This window comes from Balneolales bacterium ANBcel1 (genome assembly GCA_029688905.1).
In the GTDB taxonomy this organism is placed as follows: domain Bacteria; phylum Bacteroidota; class Rhodothermia; order Balneolales; family Natronogracilivirgulaceae; genus SLLW01.
Map to the genome: position 1 here is coordinate 15,045 of JARULB010000007.1, position 23,027 is coordinate 38,071.

16 protein-coding genes are annotated in these 23,027 nt (G+C 55.8%); 8 read left to right on the forward strand and 8 right to left on the reverse strand.

Annotation, left to right across the window (positions count from 1 at the left end):
• Window positions 1-90: 90 nt before the first annotated feature.
• Together QA596_10260 and nifJ are read right to left on the reverse strand one after the other, a co-directional pair.
• On the reverse strand, window positions 91-1,098 hold the full coding sequence (locus tag QA596_10260; protein ID MDG5767849.1) for a dihydroorotate dehydrogenase-like protein: 1,008 nt from the start codon (window positions 1,096-1,098) through the stop codon (window positions 91-93).
• A gap of 213 nt (window positions 1,099-1,311) precedes the next feature.
• Window positions 1,312-4,956: a pyruvate:ferredoxin (flavodoxin) oxidoreductase gene (gene nifJ / locus QA596_10265; protein MDG5767850.1), complete on the reverse strand. Its 3,645-nt coding sequence runs from the start codon at window positions 4,954-4,956 to the stop codon at window positions 1,312-1,314.
• A 676-nt stretch (window positions 4,957-5,632) separates the two neighbouring features.
• Here nifJ and QA596_10270 point away from each other — a divergent pair.
• Together QA596_10270 and QA596_10275 are read left to right on the forward strand one after the other, a co-directional pair.
• Window positions 5,633-5,950, forward strand: coding sequence for a hypothetical protein (locus QA596_10270; protein MDG5767851.1), 318 nt, complete (start codon window positions 5,633-5,635; stop codon window positions 5,948-5,950).
• A gap of 62 nt (window positions 5,951-6,012) precedes the next feature.
• Window positions 6,013-7,752 (forward strand): DUF2207 domain-containing protein, encoded by a 1,740-nt coding sequence (locus tag QA596_10275; protein MDG5767852.1) that lies wholly within the window; start codon window positions 6,013-6,015, stop codon window positions 7,750-7,752.
• A 105-nt stretch (window positions 7,753-7,857) separates the two neighbouring features.
• Here QA596_10275 and QA596_10280 read toward each other — a convergent pair whose 3' ends face one another.
• The 5 genes from QA596_10280 to QA596_10300 form a co-directional block, all read right to left on the reverse strand.
• On the reverse strand, window positions 7,858-9,120 hold the full coding sequence (locus QA596_10280) for a glutamate-5-semialdehyde dehydrogenase (GenBank protein ID MDG5767853.1): 1,263 nt from the start codon (window positions 9,118-9,120) through the stop codon (window positions 7,858-7,860).
• Between the two features lie 48 nt (window positions 9,121-9,168).
• The gene (locus QA596_10285; protein ID MDG5767854.1) at window positions 9,169-9,498 is read right to left on the reverse strand and encodes a hypothetical protein; all 330 of its coding nucleotides are present in this window, start codon (window positions 9,496-9,498) and stop codon (window positions 9,169-9,171) included.
• Window positions 9,499-9,692: 194 nt separating this feature from the next.
• Complete coding sequence (gene proB / locus QA596_10290) at window positions 9,693-10,856, reverse strand: glutamate 5-kinase (GenBank protein MDG5767855.1); 1,164 nt, start codon at window positions 10,854-10,856, stop codon at window positions 9,693-9,695.
• 76 nt (window positions 10,857-10,932) lie between these two features.
• A complete protein-coding gene (locus tag QA596_10295) occupies window positions 10,933-13,104 on the reverse strand; it encodes a hypothetical protein (GenBank protein MDG5767856.1) in 2,172 nt (723 codons plus the stop codon).
• Between the two features lie 125 nt (window positions 13,105-13,229).
• The gene (locus QA596_10300; protein MDG5767857.1) at window positions 13,230-13,454 is read right to left on the reverse strand and encodes a DUF6132 family protein; all 225 of its coding nucleotides are present in this window, start codon (window positions 13,452-13,454) and stop codon (window positions 13,230-13,232) included.
• An 81-nt stretch (window positions 13,455-13,535) separates the two neighbouring features.
• Between QA596_10300 and pgm the strand changes: the two genes are divergently transcribed.
• Entirely contained in the window at window positions 13,536-15,179 is a 1,644-nt protein-coding gene (gene pgm, locus QA596_10305) for a phosphoglucomutase (alpha-D-glucose-1,6-bisphosphate-dependent) (protein ID MDG5767858.1), read from the forward strand.
• Here the strand turns inward: pgm and QA596_10310 are convergent.
• Window positions 15,134-17,113 (reverse strand): heavy metal translocating P-type ATPase, encoded by a 1,980-nt coding sequence (locus tag QA596_10310; GenBank protein ID MDG5767859.1) that lies wholly within the window; start codon window positions 17,111-17,113, stop codon window positions 15,134-15,136. The genes pgm and QA596_10310 overlap by 46 nt on opposite strands.
• Window positions 17,114-17,607: 494 nt before the next feature.
• On the opposite strand from QA596_10310, the gene QA596_10315 reads away from it, so the two are divergent.
• The 5 genes from QA596_10315 to QA596_10335 all read left to right on the forward strand — a co-directional run bounded on the left by QA596_10315 (window position 17,608) and on the right by QA596_10335 (window position 23,011).
• Window positions 17,608-18,762 (forward strand): hybrid sensor histidine kinase/response regulator, encoded by a 1,155-nt coding sequence (locus tag QA596_10315; GenBank protein MDG5767860.1) that lies wholly within the window; start codon window positions 17,608-17,610, stop codon window positions 18,760-18,762.
• Window positions 18,749-19,384 carry a carbonic anhydrase gene (locus QA596_10320; GenBank protein MDG5767861.1) on the forward strand — a complete coding sequence of 212 codons (636 nt, stop codon included), beginning with the start codon at window positions 18,749-18,751 and terminating at the stop codon, window positions 19,382-19,384. The genes QA596_10315 and QA596_10320 overlap by 14 nt, the downstream gene beginning before the upstream one ends.
• A gap of 106 nt (window positions 19,385-19,490) precedes the next feature.
• Window positions 19,491-21,026, forward strand: coding sequence for an AbgT family transporter (locus tag QA596_10325; protein ID MDG5767862.1), 1,536 nt, complete (start codon window positions 19,491-19,493; stop codon window positions 21,024-21,026).
• Window positions 21,027-21,280: 254 nt separating this feature from the next.
• Window positions 21,281-21,985, forward strand: coding sequence for a peptidylprolyl isomerase (locus QA596_10330; GenBank protein ID MDG5767863.1), 705 nt, complete (start codon window positions 21,281-21,283; stop codon window positions 21,983-21,985).
• 78 nt (window positions 21,986-22,063) lie between these two features.
• Entirely contained in the window at window positions 22,064-23,011 is a 948-nt protein-coding gene (locus QA596_10335) for a glycerophosphodiester phosphodiesterase family protein (protein MDG5767864.1), read from the forward strand.
• Window positions 23,012-23,027 lie beyond the last annotated feature (16 nt).

Below are 23,027 nucleotides of genomic sequence, written 5' to 3' on the forward strand. Positions count from 1 at the left end.
AATTACAGAGACAAATCTCATCCGGAGCCGATGACCGGGTGCGGCGCCTCCCGGGGTTCATGCGAATCCGGGAGCGAAGCCGCATACCGTTTACCTGAGCCCTTTGGTGTCGTAGCTTTGAAGGATGCGGATGTAATTGGCCCGCTCAAACGTCGACGCGTCACCGACCGAAGCGGCGCTCATAGCACCTTTCATCTCCTCAACAGACTCATATTCGTTTTCTTCCATCCATGTTTTCATGTCGGAAGCGATGGTCTGCAGCTTGCCGCTGCCCTCGCGGAGCAGTGCGGAGGCCAGCATGGTTACATCGGCACCGACCAGCAGCATTTTGATGACATCCTCGGCCGAATGGATGCCGGTTGTGGCGGCCAGACTGGCTTTGAGATGCGGACGCAGCATGGCGATCCAGCGCAGGGGCAATCGTTTTTCAAACGAGTTGCTGAGTTCCAGCGTCGGCGCGACCTCCTTCGTTTCCAGATCGATATCCGGCTGATAAAAACGGTTGAACAGTACGAGTCCGTCGGCGCCGGCCTTCTCCAGGCGCTTCGCCATATTGCCGAAAGCACTGAAATAGGGGCCGAGTTTGATCGATACGGGAATCGAAACCGACTGTTTGACCGCCTTCAGATCGTTGATGTACATTTTTTCCACTTCCTCGGAGGTCATTTCGGGATCGCCCGCGATGTAGTAGACATTCAGCTCCAGCGCATCGGCGCCGGCATCCTGCATTTTCTTCGCGTACTCCATCCAGCCGCCTTTGGAAGCGCCGTTCAGACTGGCGATAATCGGAATATCTACCGCGCTTTTCAGCTTTTTGATCTGCTCGAGGTACTCCTCGGCTTCCAGGTTGTGATATTCATGCGGCTCCGGGAAATAGCTCAGCGCTTCCGCATAGCTTTCGGCGGACACATTCATGAAGTGATCCAGCGCCTTGTTCTCCCTGGTGATCTGCTCTTCGAACAGGGAGTACATCACAATTGCGGAGGCCCCGGCATCTTCCAGGCGCCTGACCAGCGACACATCGCTGCTCATCGGCGAGGCGGAAGGGACCAGCGGACTTTTCAGTTTTAATCCTAAATAATTGGTTTCCAGATTCATAGATTCGATCGTATGGGGTAATAATTAAATAACAGAATACTCTCGGGACACACTTTCCGGTGTTGGCTCTTCGTCTTTCCTCTGGTACATCGAGCCTTTACACCGTTTGTGACCGGACAGCTTCACCGGAGTCGTTCCCGGCGCGGCAATCCGAAGGGAGATCCGGCTCCGGCGACCGCGATAACGGCCTGCCGGAACTATCCTCCATAATTCCTACGCTTCTTCCTCTTTGCTTTCCGGCTCGTAGAGCTTCACCATGTGCTCATACTGACGCCAGCGTTCATTCACATCTTCCTGGGCCTGCTTCATGAACTTCGCGGCAGCCTCGGGATGGGATTTCGAAAGCATCAGATAACGCATTTCGTTGTATGCGTAATCTTTAAATGCCGTTTTCGGCGGCTTGGAGTCGAGCGAGAACGGGTTCTTGCCTTCACTGACCAGTGACGGGTTGAACCGGAACAGCGGCCAATAGCCGGAGTCCACTGCCAGTTTCTGCTGATCCAGACCGTACTTCATATTATAGCCATGAGCGATACAGTGGCTGTAGGCAATGATTATCGACGGACCGGGATACGCTTCGGCTTCCATGATCGCGCGGATGGTCTGGGTATCGTTGGATCCCATGGCCACGCGTGCCACATAAGCACCGCCGCCGGATACGGCAATCAGGCCGAGATCCTTCTTGGCGGTCTCCTTGCCCGCTGCGGCAAATTTGGCAACGGCCCCGAGCGGAGTTGCCTTGGAGCGCTGCCCGCCGGTGTTGGAATAGACCTCGGTATCGAGAACCAGGATGTTGACATCGCGCCCGGAAGCGAGCACGTGATCGAGTCCGCCGTAACCGATATCATACGCCCATCCGTCACCGCCGAAGATCCAGACGCTCTTGCGCACCAGGTAATCGGCAAGACTCTTGAGCCGTTTCGAGTTTTCATCCCCGGCCGACTGCTCCAGAATTTTCTTGAGCTCGGCCACACGTTCGCGCTGCTCAAAAATTCCGGGTTCGTCCGACTGATCAGCGTCCAGGATCGCTTCCTTGAGCTTGCCGGGAACCGAGCCGTTGACCTCCTGCAGCAGGCGCTGCGCCTGTTCGGCTTGCTTGTCGATCGTCAGGCGGAATCCGAGACCGAATTCGGCATTATCCTCAAACAGGGAGTTGGACCACGCCGGACCGAGTCCGTGCTCGTTTTTCGTGTAGGGCGTTGTCGGCAGGTTTCCGCCGTAGATGGAAGAACAGCCGGTCGCGTTGGCGATAACCATCCGGTCGCCGTAGAGCTGGGTAACCAGTTTTACATAGGGTGTCTCGCCGCAGCCGGCACAGGCTCCGGAAAATTCGAAGAGCGGCTGCAGGAACTGCGATCCTTTCACCGTGCCCGCCTTCAGCTTTGAACGGTCGTACTCCGGAATCTTCAGGAAGAAGTCCCAGTTCTCCTTCTCGTTTTCGAGATGCGGCTCGATGCTGTCCATGTTGAGCGCTTTGCGGCCCACCTCCTTGCGGTTTTTGGCGGGGCACACTTCCACACAGAGTTCGCAGCCGGTGCAATCCTCGGGGGATACCTGGATGCTGACCATGGTGTCGTCCGGCCACTCCCGGCCTTTGGCTTTCATGGACTTGAAGGTCGGCGGGGCGTCTTCAAGCAGCTCCTTGTCGAACGCCTTGATCCGGATGACCGAATGCGGGCACACCATCGCGCACTTGCCGCACTGGATACAGACATCCGGATCCAGCACCGGGATATCCTGGGCGATGTTCCGCTTCTCAAAGCAGGTGGTTCCGGTCGGGAATGTGCCGTCGACCGGGAAGGCGCTGACCGGCAGGTCGTCTCCGTTTCCGGCGATGATTTCACTGATCACATCATCCACAAACTCGGGGGTCTCCAGTCCGGCAACCGGTGAAACCGGGCTGAGCATCGATTTTTTGGAGGTCACCTTGCCGGGCACTTCCACCTCAAACAGATATTCGAGGGCGTTGTCCACGGCGGCGTAGTTGCTTTTCAGGACGGCCTCGCCCTTTGCGCCGTAGGTTTTTTTGATGGCATCCTTGATGGCGGCCACCGCTTTCTCTTTCGGGAGGATGTCGGAGATGGCAAAATAGCAGACCTGCATCACGGTGTTGATCCGGTTGCCCATGCCGCTTTCCTTTGCCACTTTGTAGCCGTCAATGGAGAACAGGCGGATGTTTTTGTCCACGATCTGCTGCTGCACCTTGTCGGGCAGGTTGTCCCAGAGCTCCTCTTTTTCGTAATGGGTATTGATCAGGAAGGTTGCACCATCGGCGGCATGGCGAAGCATATCCATTCGCTCCACAAATCGGAACTGGTGGCAGGCGATGAAATCGGCCTTGTCAATCAGGTACGCGGAACGGATCGGATTGGGGCCGAATCGCAGGTGCGAGGTGGTCATGGCTCCGGATTTTTTGGAGTCATACACAAAATAGCCCTGCGCAAAATAATCGGTGTTTTCGCCGATAATCTTGATCGAGTTTTTGTTGGCGCTAACCGTACCGTCGGCTCCGAGTCCGTAGAACATGGCCTGGAAGGTTTTGCCCTCCTTGTCGGCACCGCCTTTGCCGGCGGATACCGTTTCGGTTTTCGCTGAGCCGTTGGTTGCGAAACCGTTCTGCCAATCGAGGCTGGAGTGGGTCACATCGTCGTTGATACCGATGGTGAAGTGATTTTTCGGCGTGATTTCCTTGAGCTGGTCAAACACGGCGGTGACCATCGGCGGGGTAAACTCCTTGGAGGAGAGTCCGTAGCGTCCGGCAATCACACGCGGCTCATCGGCAAATTTGTGGAAACCGGCAGTGCGGTTTTCCTGCAGCGCGGTAAGCACATCCTGGTACAGCGGCTCACCGGCACTTCCCGGCTCCTTGGTTCGGTCTAGTACGGCAATGCTGTGCACTGTTTTTGGGATAGCCTTGACAAGCGCCTCCATGTCCAGCGGGCGGAACAGCCGCACTTTCAGGATGCCGACCTTTTCGCCGTCGGCATTCATCCGGTCGACGGTTTCATGAGCGGTCTCGGCACCGGAGCCCATCAGCACGATCAGCCTTTCGGCGTCGGCATGACCGTGGTAGTCAAACAGATGATACTGGCGGCCTGTCAGTTCGGCAAAGCGGTCCATGGTTTTCTGGACGATGCGCGGACAGTTGTCGTAGAAGGTATTGGCGGCTTCACGCGACTGGAAAAAGACATCCGGATTTTGCGCGGTTCCGCGAATCAGCGGGTTGTCGGGGGTCAGCGCGCGTTCGCGATGCTGAATCACCCAGTCGTAGTCGATCATCGCCCGCATGTCGTCGAAGGTGACCTCCTCGATTTTCTGCACTTCATGCGAGGTGCGGAAACCGTCAAAAAAGTGAATGAAGGGGATTCGTGACTCCAGTGTGGCAGCGTGGGAAATCATGGCCATATCCATGGACTCCTGCACGCTGTTGGAGCAGAGCATCGCCATGCCGGTCATACGCATGGCCATCACATCGCTGTGGTCTCCGAAAATGGAGAGGGCGTGCCCAGCGACCGTTCGCGCTGCGACATGTATAACGGTGGGAGTCAGTTCACCGGAAATTTTGTAGAGGTTGGGCATCATCAGCAACAGGCCCTGCGAGGCGGTAAACGTCGTGGAGAGCGCTCCCGACTGAAGGGCTCCGTGAACCGTACCGGCGGCGCCGCCTTCACTTTGAAGTTCCACGACATCGGGAACGGTGCCCCAGATATTTTTTTTGCCGGCCATGGCCCAGGCGTCGGCCCACTCTCCCATGGGAGATGCCGGTGTAATGGGGTAGATGGCAATAACTTCATTCAGGTGATGTGCGATATACGATGCGGCTTCGTTGGCATCAATAGTTACTTGCGGGCGTTTCATGTATTTAAAAATTTAGATTAAGCGGACACATGCAATTCCATGACCGGTTTTAATCATTCGGCTGTGTGTCCTGACACCAGCCCGGTCATGATTATTTCATCTGCATACGTTCCAATTCTGATTAATAAGTTCAGGAGATACATCCACAGGGATAATCCGCATCCGTTCTGCAGCAGTTTTCATTTTAACAGCACCACCGTCCGTTTTCCGGTCCGGCATGATCGCTAAAACGTCTCAACTACTTTATCTGCAATGCTTTTTCCATGGATGTCTCATTTTAATAATGCGATCTAAAAAGGTTTGAGGTAAATAATTGTGGTATAAAAACAGTTTCGTGCAAGAGCGACCAGGTTTCCATGAAAAGCTGAACACTTAACCGGTTTCGTCAGGTCTCCTTTGTGAAGAGAAAAAAGTTACAGAATGGAGCGGGAAAGGGTGCCCCTTTCCGGCGCTTTTGCCTTTCAGCCTTAATTTAACTCTATAATTAATAATAAAAAAAGGGCTTTTCTGTAATAATCCTGTCTTTGACCTGTCGTCTGCACCCGCTAAAGATATTATTTATTTTGAAAAGGGGGAATAGCAGATTGCATTTCATTGCATGTTTCCTCAATATACTGGGATTCATGCCTTTATTATCCATGCGACGGGTTTGCCGCACAAAATAATCCGAATCACAATGGCCAAGATGATGGTTTTACTGCTCTTGACAGCAGCTGCGGGGCTATCACTGACCGATGACCGGGGCATGGTGAAGTGCTGGGAAGGAACCTTGCAACTTGTCGGGAATGAGCCTTTCACCCATGTGGTGCTGGTCACGGACGACCGCGAACACTGGTATCTTGAAATGGAGCGTGACGAAATGCTACGGCTCTGGCGCGACAACCGGGGCCGCATCCGCATTACCGGCACTCCGGTCAGCAAGGAGTTCCGGGGCAGTCTGGAGAGTTTCATTGTGGTCCGGTCGTATGAGTGGCTGAATGAACAGAGAGAATGAAGCGCAGAAGCGCCCCTGCCTCCGACCCTTTCACAAAACCGGTTATCCCAATCTGAGTGATCATGAATCGTTTCCCGGCCCTGATAGTATTGCTGCTCTTCCTCCCGCCAACTCTGGTTGCGCGTGATTACGACATCCCTGAAATCGGCATTCAGGCGGAAATCACCCCGGACGGAACCATCCGGTATATTGAGGAACGGACGTACCAGTTCGACGGAACCTACAGTTTTGTCTACTATACCCTTGCCCTGGATGGTTTTGAGTCCGTCAGCCGCATCCGGGTCCGTGAAGATGGAAGAGCCCTGGTCAACGACAACAGCGGCGAACCCGGTACCTTTACCGTGGAGCGAAGCGACAGCGAGCTGCGCATCACCTGGTATATCGAGACCGAGGGGGTCACCGAACGGCGCTATACAATTCAGTATAACCTTGCGGAAGCGCTCGTGATCGGACCCGAGCACACCGAGTGGTTCTGGACGTTCCTGTCGGACCGCCTGGACCGCACCCCTCGTCACGTGCAGGTGCGTATCGCCCTGCCTGAGCGCATTGAGCCGGCGGAGTGGCACATCTGGTACCGCGACACCCCAGAGCATGTAACCCATACTGCCGAAGGCAACCTCCTGATTCTGGAAGGGGAAGGATTCCGCAGCTCCGATGTGATTCGTCCCAGAATTCTGTTTCCAACCGGGGTACTGGCGGATGCCGATGTAACTGACCGGAGACTCACGCTCGAGCGGGTGGAAGCGGAAGAAATGGCAAGAATTGAGGCTCGCAAACGGGATGAGCAGCTGCGGATGGTGGGCATCGGGTTGATGGCGGTTCTGATCCCTGCTTCGCTGCTGCTCTACATCTGGTTCTACCGTCGTTATGGGCGCCGCCACAAAACGCCGTCCGTCAAACGCGTTCCACGCTACACGGTGCCTTCCGACCATCCCCCCGCCATGATCAGAGTGCTGCTGCTCGGACCGCTATACAAGGAACCCGACCAGCTCAGTCTCGGCATCACGCTCTTTGACCTGGCACGGCGGGGCTATTTCCGGATCGTTGAAAAAAAGGGCAAGAAGAAGTTTCTGAGTACCGAAACTCCCGAATATCATCTGGAAAAGACCGGCAAGAAACCGGCGGAAGATCTCACCGAATGGGAGGTTCAGCTGATCGATAAAGTCAACCTGCGCCTCGATGAGGGCGTGACCGCCATGGGCAAAATCCTGGAACTCTCCGACAAAAAGGGCTGGAAATGGTGGAAACAGTGGCGCAAGGTATTCAAAAAAGCGCTGCGGGAGAAAGGCTGGTTTGATCCGGTTGCCTACCGGGCCATGGCTTTTCACTTGTTGGCCCAGCTGCCGATACTGGCGGCCATGGTCGGCGTCATCTTCCTTGCAGGGCCGGCCGGTGTAATCGGACTGATTTTCACGGTGTTGATGATGATGCTCAGTACAACGCTTCCCAAAACCAGTGAAGAGGGCGCTCGCCTGGCTGCGGAGTGGCGGAATTACCGCAAGGCGCTAAAAAAGGGTCCGAACAACTCCTTTAACCGGGACGAAATGGGGCGTCACTTCGTCAATGCGATCGCCCTGGGCCTCACCCAAAAGCAGCTGGAAAAGCGGCTTTCGGACCTGCCGCCCAACAGCCCGATTTTTCTCTGGGTGATTCCGCTGACGATGGGATCGAGTCCGGCGGACATCGCTTCGGGCCTCAGCACCCTGGCTTCAAGCGGTACCAGCAGCTTCAGCGGGGTTTCGGGAGTTGGCGGGGCAAGCGCGGGATCGGCCGGGGGCGGATCCGGGGGCGGCGCCGGGTGATATCACCTCACAGCTCTGTTCCCTCCTTTGGGTCAGGTCGCTGCCGTTCTGTAAGCCCGGAGGCCACTTTCGTTTCGTTCCGCCGAACCGGTTTCCGTCTCGCGGCTATTCCTTGATCTGGCCGTTACCGGTAACCACATATTTATAGGTCGTGAGCTCTTCCAGCGCAACCGGTCCGCGCGCGTGCAGCCGGTCGGTACTGATCCCGATCTCCGCGCCCATTCCGAATTCCGCGCCATCGGTGAACCGGGTGGATGTGTTAATATAGACCGCAGCCGAATCCACCATACGGCCGAATCGCTGCTGCCGCTCTCTGTTTTCGGTGACAATCGCATCGGAATGTCCCGACCCGTAGTGGTTGATGTGGCCAATCGCCTCGTCGAGCCCGTCCACAACACGAACCGAGAGAATCAAATCCAGATACTCGGTGTGCCAGTCCTCTTCGGCAGCCGGTTTCATCGCAGGCACAAGAGCGCGAGCCTGTTCATCGCCGCGCAGCTCAACACCGCTCTTCTGCAGGATCTCCGCCATTTTGGGCAACCAGTCGGCGGCAATCGCCGCATCCACAAGCAGGGTCTCGGCGGCGTTGCAGACCCCCGGTCGCTGGCATTTGGCGTTTTCCGTTATGCTCCATGCCTTGATCGGGTCGGCTTCACCATCCACATACACATGACAGATACCCTCGTAATGCTTGAGAACCGGGACGGTCGCATTTTCAGCAACGGCTCGGATCAGTCCCTCTCCACCCCTGGGGATGATCACATCCACGAACTCGTCCATGGTAATAAGGGCCGTCACCGCTTCTCGGTCGCGTACGGGGACCAGCTGAACCGCGTTCGCCGGGAGTTTTGTGGCCGCGCCCCCCTCCTGAAGCGCGTGCGCGATGGCCTGGTTGCTGCGCAGCGCCTCCGAACCGCCCCGGAGGATGATGGCGTTGGACGCTTTCAGGCAGAGCGCCGCCGCGTCTCCGGTTACATTGGGACGTGATTCGTAAATCATGCCGATCACCCCGATAGGTACGGCCGTTTTTTCCAGGTGCAGGCCGTTGTCCTTGTCCCATGCCTTGAGTACGCGACCCACCGGGTCGGGAAGCTTTGCGATATCCCGAAAGCCCTGAATCATGGCAGCCATTCGCTGGTCATTCAGCACAAGCCGGTCCACCATCGCATCCGACAACCCGTTCTCTTTCGCTTCGGCAACATCGAGTGCATTCTGTTCCTGGATGTCACTTTTCCTCCGCTCAAGCGCATCGGCCATCGCATTCAGGGCGTCGTTTTTCTGTGCGGTATCCAGGGCCATCAACTCCCGCGACGCCTTGCGCGCATTCCGGCCCAGTTCCCTGATTTGATTTTTGATGGATTCACTCATGGTATATGGGGTTACAGTCCTTTGGTACGGTTACGTTCTTTGGTACGGCTATAAATATGTCAGCAGACAGATCACGATTCCGGTTGCTAAGGTCGCCAGCCCTGCCCAGCGAGCCATCTTTTGCGCCATTTCCAGGCCCAGCCAATCTACCGTTTCGGGTGTGGCAAAGGGAAAACGCATGATCAGAACACCCATGACAACGGTTATTCCTCCGACCCCAAACAAAATGACGGAATGGGAAACCGGGAAAATGAACGGTAACAATGTCACCGTCAGAAGCAAAACCACCAGCCCCAAAATGCCCAGAAAAAAGGGGCGGGCATAACGGACAAACCGCCGGTGAAACGCCAAAAATTGCTGCTCATATTCCGGAAGCACATGAAATGTTTTCTCTTCCGGAACTGTAAACCGGTTCAGGGACATCAGTGTAACGGATGTGACCCGCGGGTCGTGCCGGCCGGTCCAGATGCATTTTTGTTTGGTTTGATGTGCCACAGGATGCCGTTTTATGTGATGCCCCAAATGCCGCATTTGCTGAAAATGAGGCTGGGGAATCGTTGGGGTTCAAATCGTTATTTCATCAAAACCATATTGTCGCGATGGACGACCTCCTTGTAGTGGCGTTCGCCCAGCACAAAGGGGATGTCGGCGGAGCGGCGCTGTTTGATCCGCTCGATATCGTCACAGCTGTATGCCGTGAGTCCGCGCGCAATGGTTTTACCATCGGCGGTACGGATTTTGACAAGCGCCCCGGCGCGGAACTTGCCATCGGTGCCGACTACTCCCACCGGCAACAGGCTGTGCCCCTTGTCCATAATCGCTTTTCCCGCACCATCATCGACATAGATGCTGCCCTGGGTGCGGTGGAAAAACGCGATCCACTTCTTCCGTGCCCTCAATTTCTGCTGATGCGGTGAACCGGTAATCAGGGTCCCCACATCCTCGCCGTTCAGCACGCTCCGGAGTATCTGTTCCCGGTGCCCGTTCGCAATAACCACAGGCGTTCCGGCCCGGATGGCCCGGTCGGCCGACTGCAGTTTCGAGCCCATCCCGCCGGATGACCAGCCGCTTCCCTTGCCTTGCGCCATGGCCAGGGTTTCGTCGGTAATATCGTGCAGCAGCGGGATCCGTTCCACCAGCCGTCCTTTCTCGGAGCGAAACAGGCCGTCGGACGTTGTCAGCAGCACCAGCAGGTCGGCATCGATGAGGGTCGATACCATGGCTGCCAGCAGGTCATTGTCGCCGAAGCGGATCTCATCCACAGCCACCACGTCATTTTCATTCACTACGGGGATAATCCGGTTGCGGAGCATGGCCATGATGGTGTTGCGCGCGTTCAGATGGCGGATGCGGTCGTTCAGGTCGGCATGGGTAAGCAGCACCTGGCCCAGGCGGCAGTCGTAACGCGCCAGCTGCTCCGAGTAGAGGTTGAGCAGCACTCCCTGTCCGATTGCGGCGGCCATCTGCAGATCGGGCAGGTTTACGGGCCTTTGCGGCCAGCCCAGCGACTGCACGCCGGCGGCAATGGCGCCGGACGAGACGAATATCACCTCGTAGTTTTGCTGCTGAAGTTCGGCGATTTGCGCAACAAGCGCTGCGATCCGCTCGGGGTCGGGCCGCCCCCTGCCATCGACCAGCACGCGGCTGCCGACCTTTACTACCAACCTCCTTGTATTCTCAGGCAGCCCCGCACGGGACCCTTTCTTTTCAGTCACTTCCTTGTGTTTCGGTTCCATGCCGGAATATAACACAATCCCGCCGTCCATTCATGCCGGATAAATACCGAAATGGTTCGAAATCGGCTAAGCGCACTCATGCGACAGTTTCGCCGCTGAGACCTTTCTCCGCTTCCCGGCAGACTTCATAAAACTCCCGGGCCATCTCCAGCATCGCTCTGGCGTGTTCTTCGGTCGGTTCCTGCCGAATGGCATCCTCCAGTTTTCGGTGGATGTCGAGCCACCGGTCATCCACCTCGCCGGTCCGGACAAACAGGTTTTCAAACTCCCAGGTGGTCTGCGCCGGAGTAAACGGATCGACCAGTTTGGAGTAGAGCGGCACATGAGCCGCATTGGCCATCGCGTGGTAGGATTCCAGCACCGACACTTCGTAATCTTTGTGGATGAGATGTGCTTCGGCCTGTTGCAGCGATGCTTCGGCCTCACCGAACGACGGCTCCTTCTCTTCCACCGTTGCGCCGGCACACTCACCTTTCACGCCGGTCAGCAGCTCAAACGACTCATCCTCATGTCCCCAGTCCTTGTAAAACTCCGGGGCTTGCTCAAACGACGGAACATGCGTGAACTCCTCCAGTTCCGATTTCAGCCGTTCCTTTCCCAGCCGGCTCATGGCCTCATTGAACGATTCGCCGTTCTGGCGTTCGCCGTCGTACAGAATCAGGAGTTTTTCCACCACTTTGGGTGCATTTCGAGTAGGTATTTTTATGATGGATTCGGCCAGGGTCGTTTCGCTGCCCTGAAGCGCTCCGCCTACATACACCATTTCGGATGGCACCCGCCGCCCGTCTTTGGTGGTCGCCGCTCCCTGAAAGCCGATATTGGATGAGGTGTGCTGGGCGCATGCGTTGGGGCATCCGGAGATCTTGATCTTGAGATCACGCGCCATTTCTGCGTATTTGCCGAGGCCGTTCCGGAAGGATTGATCAAGCGCGGTGGCCAGGCCCTTGGCCGAGGTGATCCCCAGGCGGCAGGTATCGGCGCCCGGGCAGGCGGTGATATCGGTGATGGTCTCGGCGCCCACACGATCGAGCCCGGCATCCCGCAGGGCGACAAACAGCGAGGGCAAAGCCTGAAGCGGCACTCCTCGCAGCACCAGGTTCTGATGGATGGTGATACGGATATCGCCGCCGGAAAAGGTTTCGGCGATGTCGGCCACTTTTCTGGCGTCATCGGAAGGGAGATCGCCGTTGTGGACAAGCAGCTGGACCAGTGCGTGGCCGCCTGTATTTTGCGGCGTGACCGCCGTTCCCTTCCAAAGCAGATACTGCGGATCGTCTTCCACTCTCGCCCCGGCCTCCGGGACAGCGTCGGCTTCGGCCGCGGGAATACCGGGATTGTGCGCCTCTTTCAGATACGCATTCCAGGAGGAATCCACATCCAGCGCTTTCCGCTCCGCTTCAACCAGAGAGCGGAACTTGTCCATGCCGAGTTTTTTGATCAGAAACTTCATGCGAGCCTTCATCCGGCTTTTTCGTTCCCCGTAGCGATCAAAAATCCGGACTACCGCCGCTGAAAACGGGATCAGCTCCTCTTCGGGGAGGAAGTCGGTCCACAGATGGCCCAGCATGGGGCTGGAACCGAGTCCGCCGCCTACCCAGACCTGGAACCCGCGTTTCGGCCGGCCTCCGACTTCGAGGATTTGCGCACGAAATCCGAGGTCATGAATTCGCAGCCCGGCATCGTCTTTCACACCGCTGCTTTCGAAGGCGACCTTGAACTTGCGACCCATATTCTGGCAGATGGGGTTTCGCAGCATGAACTGAACAAACGCGTCCGCGTAGGGTGTCACATCAAACACATCGTCGGGAGAAGTGCCGGAAAACGGGCTGGCCGTCACATTGCGGATGGTGTTTCCGCACGCTTCCCTGGTGGTGATGCCGGCATCAGCCAGTTCGCGCATCATGTTGGGTACGGTTTCCAGCAGGATGTAGTAGAGCTGGACATCCTGCCGGGTCGTCAGATGCATGAACCCGCTGGCGTATTTATCGGCAGCGTAGGCCAGGCGGCGCAATTTGGCGGGAGTCAGTTCACCGTAGGGAATTTTGATCCGCTGCATCTGTACACCGGGCTGGCGCTGGGCGTAGGTTCCAAGCTGCAGCCGGATTTTCTGCATTTTAATATCACCGATCTGCCCTTTTCGAAAATCCTTGATCTGCTGCTCGTACTCATCGAGCTCTTCACGCACCACGGCCGGTAGATGTTGTACCAATTCCTCCGGCAGCGGGTCAAATCTGCTGTTGTTCGTCATAACCGATCCTTCGTTTTTAAATATGCACCGGGGGCGATGCTTCTACAGTCTTTTTATCAAGATAAGCCCGTAATAATATGTTTTTTTATCACATATGCAAGGCTGAAAAAAAAACAGGGCGATGCTCAGCGTTCCTCTTTGCCGGATTCCGGTGTTTCTTTTTCCGGTTTGGCGGGAGTGATAATATTGCCGAAAAGTCCGCCCATGATCGCTCCGTATCCGGTGGCGTGATACCAGATCGAGGTAATCGGACAGGAGCCGGTATTACAGCCAATAAAATACCAGTAGGCATAGCCGCCCAGGGCGCCCAGGAGCGCTCCACCGAGGATAAAATAAATTGATTTTGACATGATACGGGCCCATCTTTAAAAGTTCGGATACAGAAATCAAACACTAGCAGAAACGGGAAACGTTCACCTTTCAAGCGTATTATGGCTATCCACGAATTTGCCGGCAAAAAGGCGCCTTACCAGTTACTCGACAACATACCCAGGCTGGTGTCGGCCTACTACACCTATCAGCCCGATCCGGACAACCCGGTCCACAGAGTGCAATTCGGCACTTCCGGACACCGGGGCTCCTCCCTGAAGCACACATTCAATGAGCCGCATATTCTGGCCGTATCCCAGGCGCTGGCCGGCTACAGGAAGCAGGCCGGCATCAACGGACCGCTTTTCATCGGCATGGACACTCACGCGCTCTCCGAACCGGCACTGATGACCGCCATCGAGGTTCTGGCCGCCAACGGTGTCGAAATCAGATATCAGCAGGGGTTCGGCTATACGCCCACGCCGGTCATTTCACACTCCATTCTCGGTTTCAACCGGGCTCACAAAGATATTTCTGCCGACGGCGTGGTCATTACGCCGTCCCATAATCCACCATCCGACGGCGGCTTCAAATACAATCCTCCCACCGGCGGACCGGCCGGCACCGATATCACCAAATCCATCCAGGATGAGGCCAACCGGCTACTGGCAGACGGACTCGCCTCGGTCAAACGCATCCCCCTGGAACAGGCTCTGAAAAAAGACCATGTCAGAGCGGAAGACCTCATGATGCCGTATGTGAGGGATTTGAAGCAGGTGGTTGATATGGAGGCGATCCGTAGTTCCGGGCTGCGCATCGGTGTGGATCCGATGGGTGGATCGGGTGTGGAGTACTGGGAACCCATCGCCGGCGAATACGATATCCATCTGGAAGTGGTGAATCCGGACGTGGACCCCAGGTTCGCGTTCATGACGGTCGACAGGGACGGAAAGATCCGTATGGATTGCTCGTCTCCCTACGCCATGGCAAGCTTGATCGGACTCAAGGAGCGGTTTGATATCGCCTTCGGCAACGACCCTGATTTTGACCGTCACGGAATTGTGACGCGCAGCGCCGGGTTGATGAATCCCAACCATTACCTGGCCGCAGCCATCCACTATCTGTTCCAAAACCGCCCGAAATGGCGGAATGACGCGGCGATCGGTAAAACGCTGGTGTCAAGCAGCATGATTGACCGGGTCGCAAAGTCGCTCAACAGGCCGCTGGCCGAAGTGCCGGTCGGGTTCAAGTGGTTTGTCGACGGTTTGCTGGACGGATCGTACGGCTTTGGAGGCGAGGAGAGTGCCGGTGCATCCTTCCTGAGGTTTGACGGCACGGCATGGTCCACCGACAAGGACGGCATCATCCTGAACCTGCTGGCCGCGGAAATCACGGCCAAAACCGGCAAGGATCCGGCCGCCCACTACGGGGACCTCGAAAAGCAGTTTGGCCGCCCGGTTTACGAGCGCATTGACGCTCCGGCCTCACCGGAAGAGAAGTCGATCCTGGCAAACCTGTCACCGCAGCAGATCAAAGCCGAGAGTATGGCCGGCGAACCGATCCTCAGAAAACTCACCAGGGCGCCCGGGAATGATGCTGCAATCGGCGGACTCAAGGTGGAGACCGAAAACGGCTGGTTCGCGGCGCGGCCCTCCGGAACCGAGGATATCTACAAAATCTACGCCGAGAGTTTCAGGGACGAAAGTCACCTCAAGAAAATTCAGGAAGAAGCGGTGGCCATCGTCAAGGATGCGCTTTCGGGTTGAGTTTCGACGTGATGATACCCGAGCAGGCGAAGCGCGTTCATGACCACGACCAGCGTTGAACCTTCGTGCAACAGCACGGCTATGCCCATACCGGCGTAGCCGAACAGCACGAACGGTACCAGGAACGCGATCATCCCGAGGCTGATAAAGATATTCTGCCGGATAATCTGTCGGGTGCGACGGCTGAGGCCGACGACAACGGGAAGCTTGCCAAGATCATCCGCCATCAGTGCCACATCGGCCGTTTCCAGGGCGACATCCGAACCGGCCGCTCCCATGGCGATTCCAACCGTGGCATGGGCCATGGCGGGTGCGTCATTGACGCCGTCGCCGACCATCGCCACTTCGCCCTCCTGCTCCATCAGCTTACGCACCGCATCCACTTTCTGTTCGGGAAGCAGATCTCCCCAGGCCTCATCCACCCGTAATTGCGAGCCGATGGTGCCGGCCACCCGCTGATGATCCCCGGACAGCATCACCATCCGGCGGATCCCCATGGTGCGCAGGCTCTCAATTACCCCGGAAGCACCTGCTCTCGGCATATCCATCAGGCCGATTATACCGGTAAAATGCTCTCCCTCCCTGACCAGAACCGTAGTGCGGCCCTTGTTCTGAAGCTCCTCCACCCGGCTTGCGACATTGTCCGGCATTTTGGAGTTAAACAGCCCGGGCTGCCCGATTGCAATCTGTTTTCCATCGATGACGCCGGTGATTCCTTTTCCGGCAATCATTTTTACCTCAGACACTTCCGGGATATCGGGAGAATCCATCCACTCGGGCGCTCCCTTCACAATGGCCCTGGCCAGCGGGTGGTCGCTCCGCTGCTCGATAGCGACGGCCGCCTGCATCAGTCCGTTGACATCCTTGCCGTTAAGGGGGAGCACATCGGTAACACGCGGCCGGCCTTCGGTCAGGGTTCCCGTTTTGTCGAACGCCAGGGCGCGCAGGCCGCCGAGTTGTTCCAGCGGACGCCCCCCTTTCACCAGTACGCCGAGCCTGGCGGCACGGGCCACCCCGCTCAAAATGGCACTGGGCGTGGAGATGGCTAAAGCGCATGGACTTGCGGCTACAAGCACGGCCATGGCCCGGTAGAACGAATCGGCGAACGGTTCATCCAGCACAACCCATGCAAAATGCAGCAGCGCGACAAACAGAAGAATCACCGGCACAAAATAGCGTTCGAACTTTTCTGCAAAACGCTGGGTAGGTGACTTCTGCGTTTCCGCTTCATTGACCATGCGGATGACACGGGCCAGGGTGCTGTCTTCGGCGCGGCTGGTCACTTCTACCTCCATCACCGCGTCGCCGTTAATGGTACCGGCGAAAATCCGGTGCTCGGATGCCAGGCCGGACAGCTCCTTCCTCGTCTCTTTGGCGGATGCCACCGATTGCTTGTCGACCGGCACGCTTTCTCCGGTGATCGGAGCCTGATTGACACTGCTCTCTCCCTTTACGACAAACCCATCCGACGGAAACCGCTCTCCGGGCCGCACGATGATCACCTCGCCGGGCACAAGCTCTTCAACCGGCACGCTCACTTCCCTGTCGCCACGCCGGACGACGGCCTCGGTGGGCGCCAGTTCCGACAGAGCGCGGATCGCCTTGCGCGCCCGGCCCATCGCGTAATCTTCAAGGGCATGGCCCAGGCTGAACAGGAACAGCAGCAGGGCGCCTTCGGCCCAGGCACCCAGGACAGCCGCACCGGTGGCGGCAATCAACATCAGAAAATCGATGTCGAACTGCTTGCGCCGCAGGCTGTGAATCATGTGAAAAAATGCGAAATATCCGCCGAAAAAGTATGACAACAGATAGACAGCAATGGGCCTTGCGGCACCATCGGCCGAAAGCATCTCGCTGGTCCAGGCGCCGGCAAGCAAGCCGCCGCACAGCAGCGCAAACAATAACTCCCGGTGCTCAACTACTTTCTTCCACATGATTTCTTCCAACGATTTCAGGTTCGCAGAACCCGGGCCAGCTCTAACCGGGACGGCGACATCCCGTCCCGAATTGCAGCGGGGCGATATGTCTGACACATGGCCATCCGCAAATTTAAAAGATAGCGGATTGGCGCCGCAAATTTACGCTCTGCAATAATTTAAAAGCAGTCTACATCCATGATATCCTTTTCCCGGTATAACGCACATGCACGATCAGTTCACGACTTCAATTCACTATCAGGTATCCGGGGTGTCATGGCCCCTCATGAATGGCCCGGCCGAGTATCCGCCAATGCAGCCCGGTATTCCGGCAAGTCAGGGTATGGATGACCCATTTCATCCCGCTGTGCAAATTCCTATATTCACACCATGTCAATTCCGGTGATCATACCAGGTCATTGATTTGATAAATCCCGCACCATTACATATTTTTACATAGATTAATAAAGGCTACTACCCCATTTACAGCGCGATACTATTCCACCGTGCCCATGCAAAAAAGTCTGATCCTGATTGTTGATGACTACAGCAAGAATCTGCAGCTGATGGAGACTATACTTCAAAGAAAAGGCTACGATACGGTATTGGCTTCCAATGGCAGAGAAGCCATTGACATTCTAAGAAACACAAAACCCGACCTGGTGCTTCTGGATATAATGATGCCTGAGATGGACGGCTATGAAACGTGCAGAGTCATTAAGTCGGATGAGCGGGTCGCCTCGATTCCGGTAATTTTTCTGACCGGTAAAAATGATACGGAAGATGTTGTCAAGGGGCTGAAAATCGGAGCCAGCGACTATATTACCAAACCGTTCAATACAACCGAGCTTTTGCTTCGGGTGGACACGCAGGTCAGGTTGAAAAAGTCGCAGGACGAGCTTATCGAAAAGAACCAGGAGCTCCAACAGCTTAACACCAGCAAGGACAAATTTTTCTCGATCATTTCGCACGATCTGAAAAGTCCGTTTCAGGGTCTGATCGGCCTTACCGAGCTGCTCTATGAGGATATCGAACAGATGGGGAAAGAGGATATTCACGAATTCGCGAAGATGATCAATGAATCGTCCCGCAATCTGCTGAATCTGTTGGAAAACCTGCTGGAATGGTCGGTATTGGAGCGGAACAAGGAAGTGTTTGAAGCTGAGACCACCGACCTAAATCCGGTGCTCGAAAGGAATGTCCGCCTGTTCGAAGCAAGTTGCAGCAAAAAGAAGATCACCCTGAAGAACAACGCCTCCGGGCCGGTCACGGCCTGGTGCGACAAGAACATGGTGGACACGGTGATTCGCAACCTGGTATCCAACGCCATCAAGTACACCCCGGAAGGCGGAACCATCACCCTGGAAAGCGAAGCGGATAAAGAAACCGCAACGGTACGTGTTCGCGACAGCGGAATCGGCATGGATGAACAGACCCGCAATAACCTCTTTCGCATCGATGAGATGAAATCGCGGCCGGGCACCAACCAGGAAAAGGGGACCGGCCTCGGCCTTCTCATTTGCAAAGAGCTGATGGAGAAGAACGACGGAGAGATTTCTGTGGAAAGCGCCCCCGGCAAAGGATCGGTGTTCACAATCCGGCTTCCGGTCAGCGAAAACAAACAACACCAACTAGCAGCGAGCGAAGAATCGAATGACAAAATCTGAAATTTTATCCGGTTTGCATCAGGCAAACGCCGAATGGTCGAAAAACAAAACGGCCGAAGACCCCGTTTTTTTCAAGCGCCATCTGGCCGGCCAGCAGCCCGAATACCTCTGGATCGGATGCGCCGACAGCCGGGTTCCTGTCAGGGAAATGACACAATCCGGCCCCGGGGAAGTATTTGCGCATCTCAATATTGCCAATCTGGTGCATAACCATGACATGAGCTTCCTTTCCGTGCTGCAGTATGCCGTTGATGTACTCAAGGTGAAAAAAATTGTTGTGTGCGGCCACCATTCCTGCGGCGGTGTGAAGGCCTCCATGGAGCAGGCCGATTATGGTCTGGTCGGTCACTGGATACGGCCGGTCAAACAGGTCTATGAAGATCACAGGGAGGAGATTGATGCGCTGCCCGAGGAGGAGCGGGCCGACCGGCTCTCCGAATGGAATGCCCGGGAACAGGCGGCCAATGTTGCGCGCACTTCCATTGTTCAAAACGCCTGGAAACGGAATCAGGAGCTGTCGGTTCATGGAGTCGTCTACCGCATGAAAGACGGGAAGCTACTGGATCTGGACTGCCACATCCGAAAACCCGAGGATCTGCCCGCCATTTACCACATCCGGTGATTCATTTTTTCACTTGCATGAGTCGCAGGATTTCGATATCTCTAAAGCATTTATTTTAGGGGATGGTCTCCCCCTGATTCTTCTAAATTCCCTTTAGAGTAACGATATGAGTGAAAACAGTCAGCCGGGCATGCTCGGCAGGTTTCTGGACATCATTGAGCGGGCCGGCAACAAGCTTCCCGATCCCGCTATTCTCTTTTTTCTGTTGATGGTTTTTGTGTGGATACTGTCCGCGCTGCTCTCCCCTTTTGATTTTGGCGAGGTCGATCCGCGGACAGGCGAGACGCTTCACATCGTCAACCTGCTCACTGCCACTCAGCTGGCCTCCTTCCTGGCGAACATGACCGAGACATTCATCACGTTCGCGCCCCTGGGAATTGTGCTGCTGGCCATGCTGGGCGTGGGCGCGGCAGAACACTCCGGGTATATCAACGCCGGACTCAAGTACATCCTTGGTGTAACCCCTCAATCGCTGCTCACCCCGATGCTGATCATGGTGGCCATTGTGAGTCATACTGCGGCCGATGCCGGGTATGTACTGGTTATCCCGCTGGGCGGTGTGATTTTCTACGCCGCAGGCAGGCATCCGCTGGCGGGGATCGCGGCGGCATTCGCCGGTGTTTCCGGCGGTTTCAGCGCCAACTTCGTTCCTTCGGGCATCGACCCGCTTCTTCAGGGGTTCACCCAGTCGGCCGCTCAGATCATACAGCCCGACATGCTCATCAACCCGCTGAACAACTACTTCTTCACCGCTATCTCCAGTATTCTGATTATCAGTGTGGGATGGTGGATTACCGATCGCATTGTTGAGCCCCGGCTGGCCAAAACCAAAGTGGATGCCGACGAGGACGACCTACCGCAAATGGAGCGGCTCAACAAACAGGAGATCCGCGCTTTCTGGATTGCCACCATGGTGATGCTCGGCGGAATTATCGCTCTGATTCTCTGGACCATTCCCGGTGACTCCGCGATGCGGTCGCCCGATGGTGAAGTAACCGCGTTCGACGCCCCGATCATGCAATCGATCGTGCCGCTCATTTTCCTGCTGTTCGTGATTCCGGGCGTCCTGTACGGCTACCTTTCCGGAACATTCAAAAATTCCAAGGACATGATCGGCAGCATGAGCAAAGCGATGAGCAGCATGGCCTATTACATTGTGATGGCCTTTTTCTGCGCTCTGTTTATCGATGCCTTCGGCAACTCCAACATCGGCGTACTGCTTGCACTGAAAGGCGCGGGCTTCCTGGAGAGCCTGGCCATGCCCGGAGCGCTGACGATTGTCGGTATAATCCTGCTTACGGCCGTAGTGAACCTTCTCGTGGGTTCGGCTTCCGCGAAATGGGCGCTTATCAGTCCGATTTTCGTACCCATGCTGATGGGAATCGGCATCTCCCCCGACCTGACCCAGGCCGCCTACCGGGTCGGTGATTCGGTGTCCAACATCATCACCCCGCTGCTACCCTACTTCCCGCTGGTCGTGGTCTTCTGCCAGAGATACGTTAAAAATACAGGAATTGGAACGCTGGTCTCCATGATGCTGCCGTACTTCTTCATCTTCCTGATTGTCTGGACCATTTTCCTGCTGCTGTACTGGACGATTGGAATTCCGCTCGGCCTGCAGGCATCCTACACGTTCCCGTAAATCATTGGCGCTGAATATACCCCTGCTGCGGCATTCTCGACATACTGATTGCAGCAGGGAAATGGTGCCACCGATACTGGTATCAAAAGACGGGCGCAACCCGACCTGACGGTATCCCGTGAGACTCCAGTCCAGTTTTTTTGAATCTTTTTTTACAGAGATTAAGATTTTCAGAGTTACCTTATTGCTAAAGCTGAGCAGTTTCATTAGACTAACAACAATACCACCTTCATAACAATTATTTAACGATGGACATGAACAAGGCAGTGCTATTTGTCATGCTTGCCCTGATGGGGGCAGCCGTTGCATCGTGCGGCAACAGTGAGGAACTGGAACGACTGCAGCGGGTCAACGCCGACTTGCGCAGCCAGAACCGCGAATTACAGCAACGTATCAACGTCATCAACCAGGAAATGGAAGAACATAAAGCTGCCGAAGAACGCATGGCGTTCCTTGCCGATCAGATGAAAGATGTCAAGGCACGCATACACACCAACCACGGAGAGATAGAACTGGAGTTTCTGTCCAATCTTGCCCCGATTCATGTGTTCAACTTTGTGACCCGGGCGGAGAGCGGATTCTACAACGGAACCAAGTTCCATCGCGTCATCCCCGGTTTCATGATTCAGGGAGGGGATCCCAACACGCGTGGTGATGATCGTAGAACCTATGGCAGCGGCGGGCCGCTGATCTCCATCCCCCATGAATTCAACCGCATCACGCATGAGCCCGGTGTGTTGTCCATGGCACGGGTGTCAGACGTATCGGCAGGAGCCGGCTCCCAGTTCTTCATCATGCACGGCAACAATCCGTCGCTTGACAATCAGTATACGGCGTTTGGAAGGGTCACACGGGGAATGGATGTGGTGAACAGTATTGCTCAAACCGATATCAGCCGGGAGTACAGAGACCAGCCGGTTGAAGATGTGATCATCGAACGTATCGAAGTGTACCGCTGATGTAATATTCAATATCCGATTTTTATGGGGAGGGGGACAATGAAACAACGGGTATATCGATGCATCCTGATTCCCGGAATGCTTTTATCAATATTCATGATTACCGGATGTACAAACCGCGGACCCGAGCTGCCCCATTGTTTTGACCTTCAGGGGCACCGGGGTGCCATGGGACTGAAGCCCGAGAACACCATTGCCTCTTTTTTGAAAGCCGCCGAACTCGGTGTTAATACCATTGAATTCGATCTTGCCGTCACACGCGAACACAAACTGGTGGTTTCGCATGAGCCCTGGTTCCGATCCGACATATGCCTGCGGCCCGACGGCTCCCCCATCCCCCGGCAACAGGAGCGGTCGTTCCGGCTCTATGAGCTTTCCTATGTGGAAATCGCCGAATATGACTGCGGCTCCATTCAGCACCCCGCCCATCCCGAACAGAAAACCAAACCGGCGGCAAAACCGTTGATGATCGACGCCATTGAAGCCGTGGATCGTCACACCCGAAAACTTGGCCGGGAACCGGTACGGTTCAACATCGAAATAAAATCCGATCCGGCCTGGGATAACACCCTGACTCCGCCACCGGAGGTCTTTGCCCGACTGCTCCACGAAGAACTGCTGAAACTGAAGAATCAACTTGATAAAAACATCTTCCGGCGTGTCAATGTGCAGTCTTTTGATCCAAGGGCACTAAAAGCGTTCCGATCCATCGCCCCTAATGTACCGGTCGCCATTCTGACCTATCAGGAGGGAACCGTGGATGACCATATAGAGTACTTCGGTTTTCTTCCCGAAATATACTCACCCAATTTTGGGCTGCTGACCGAAGCACACGTAGAGAGAACCCGGGAGCTGGGGATGCGGGTCGTGCCATGGACAGTAAATCGCAAAGAGGACATGACGCAGATGATCCGGCTTGGTGTCGACGGCCTGATCACCGATTATCCTGGCAGGTTCAACGAACTCTACGGCCGCAGGGTCCGGTGCGACAACAAGCGTTACAAGTCTCCGCAGCAAGGAACCTGAACACCGGTCTACGTCA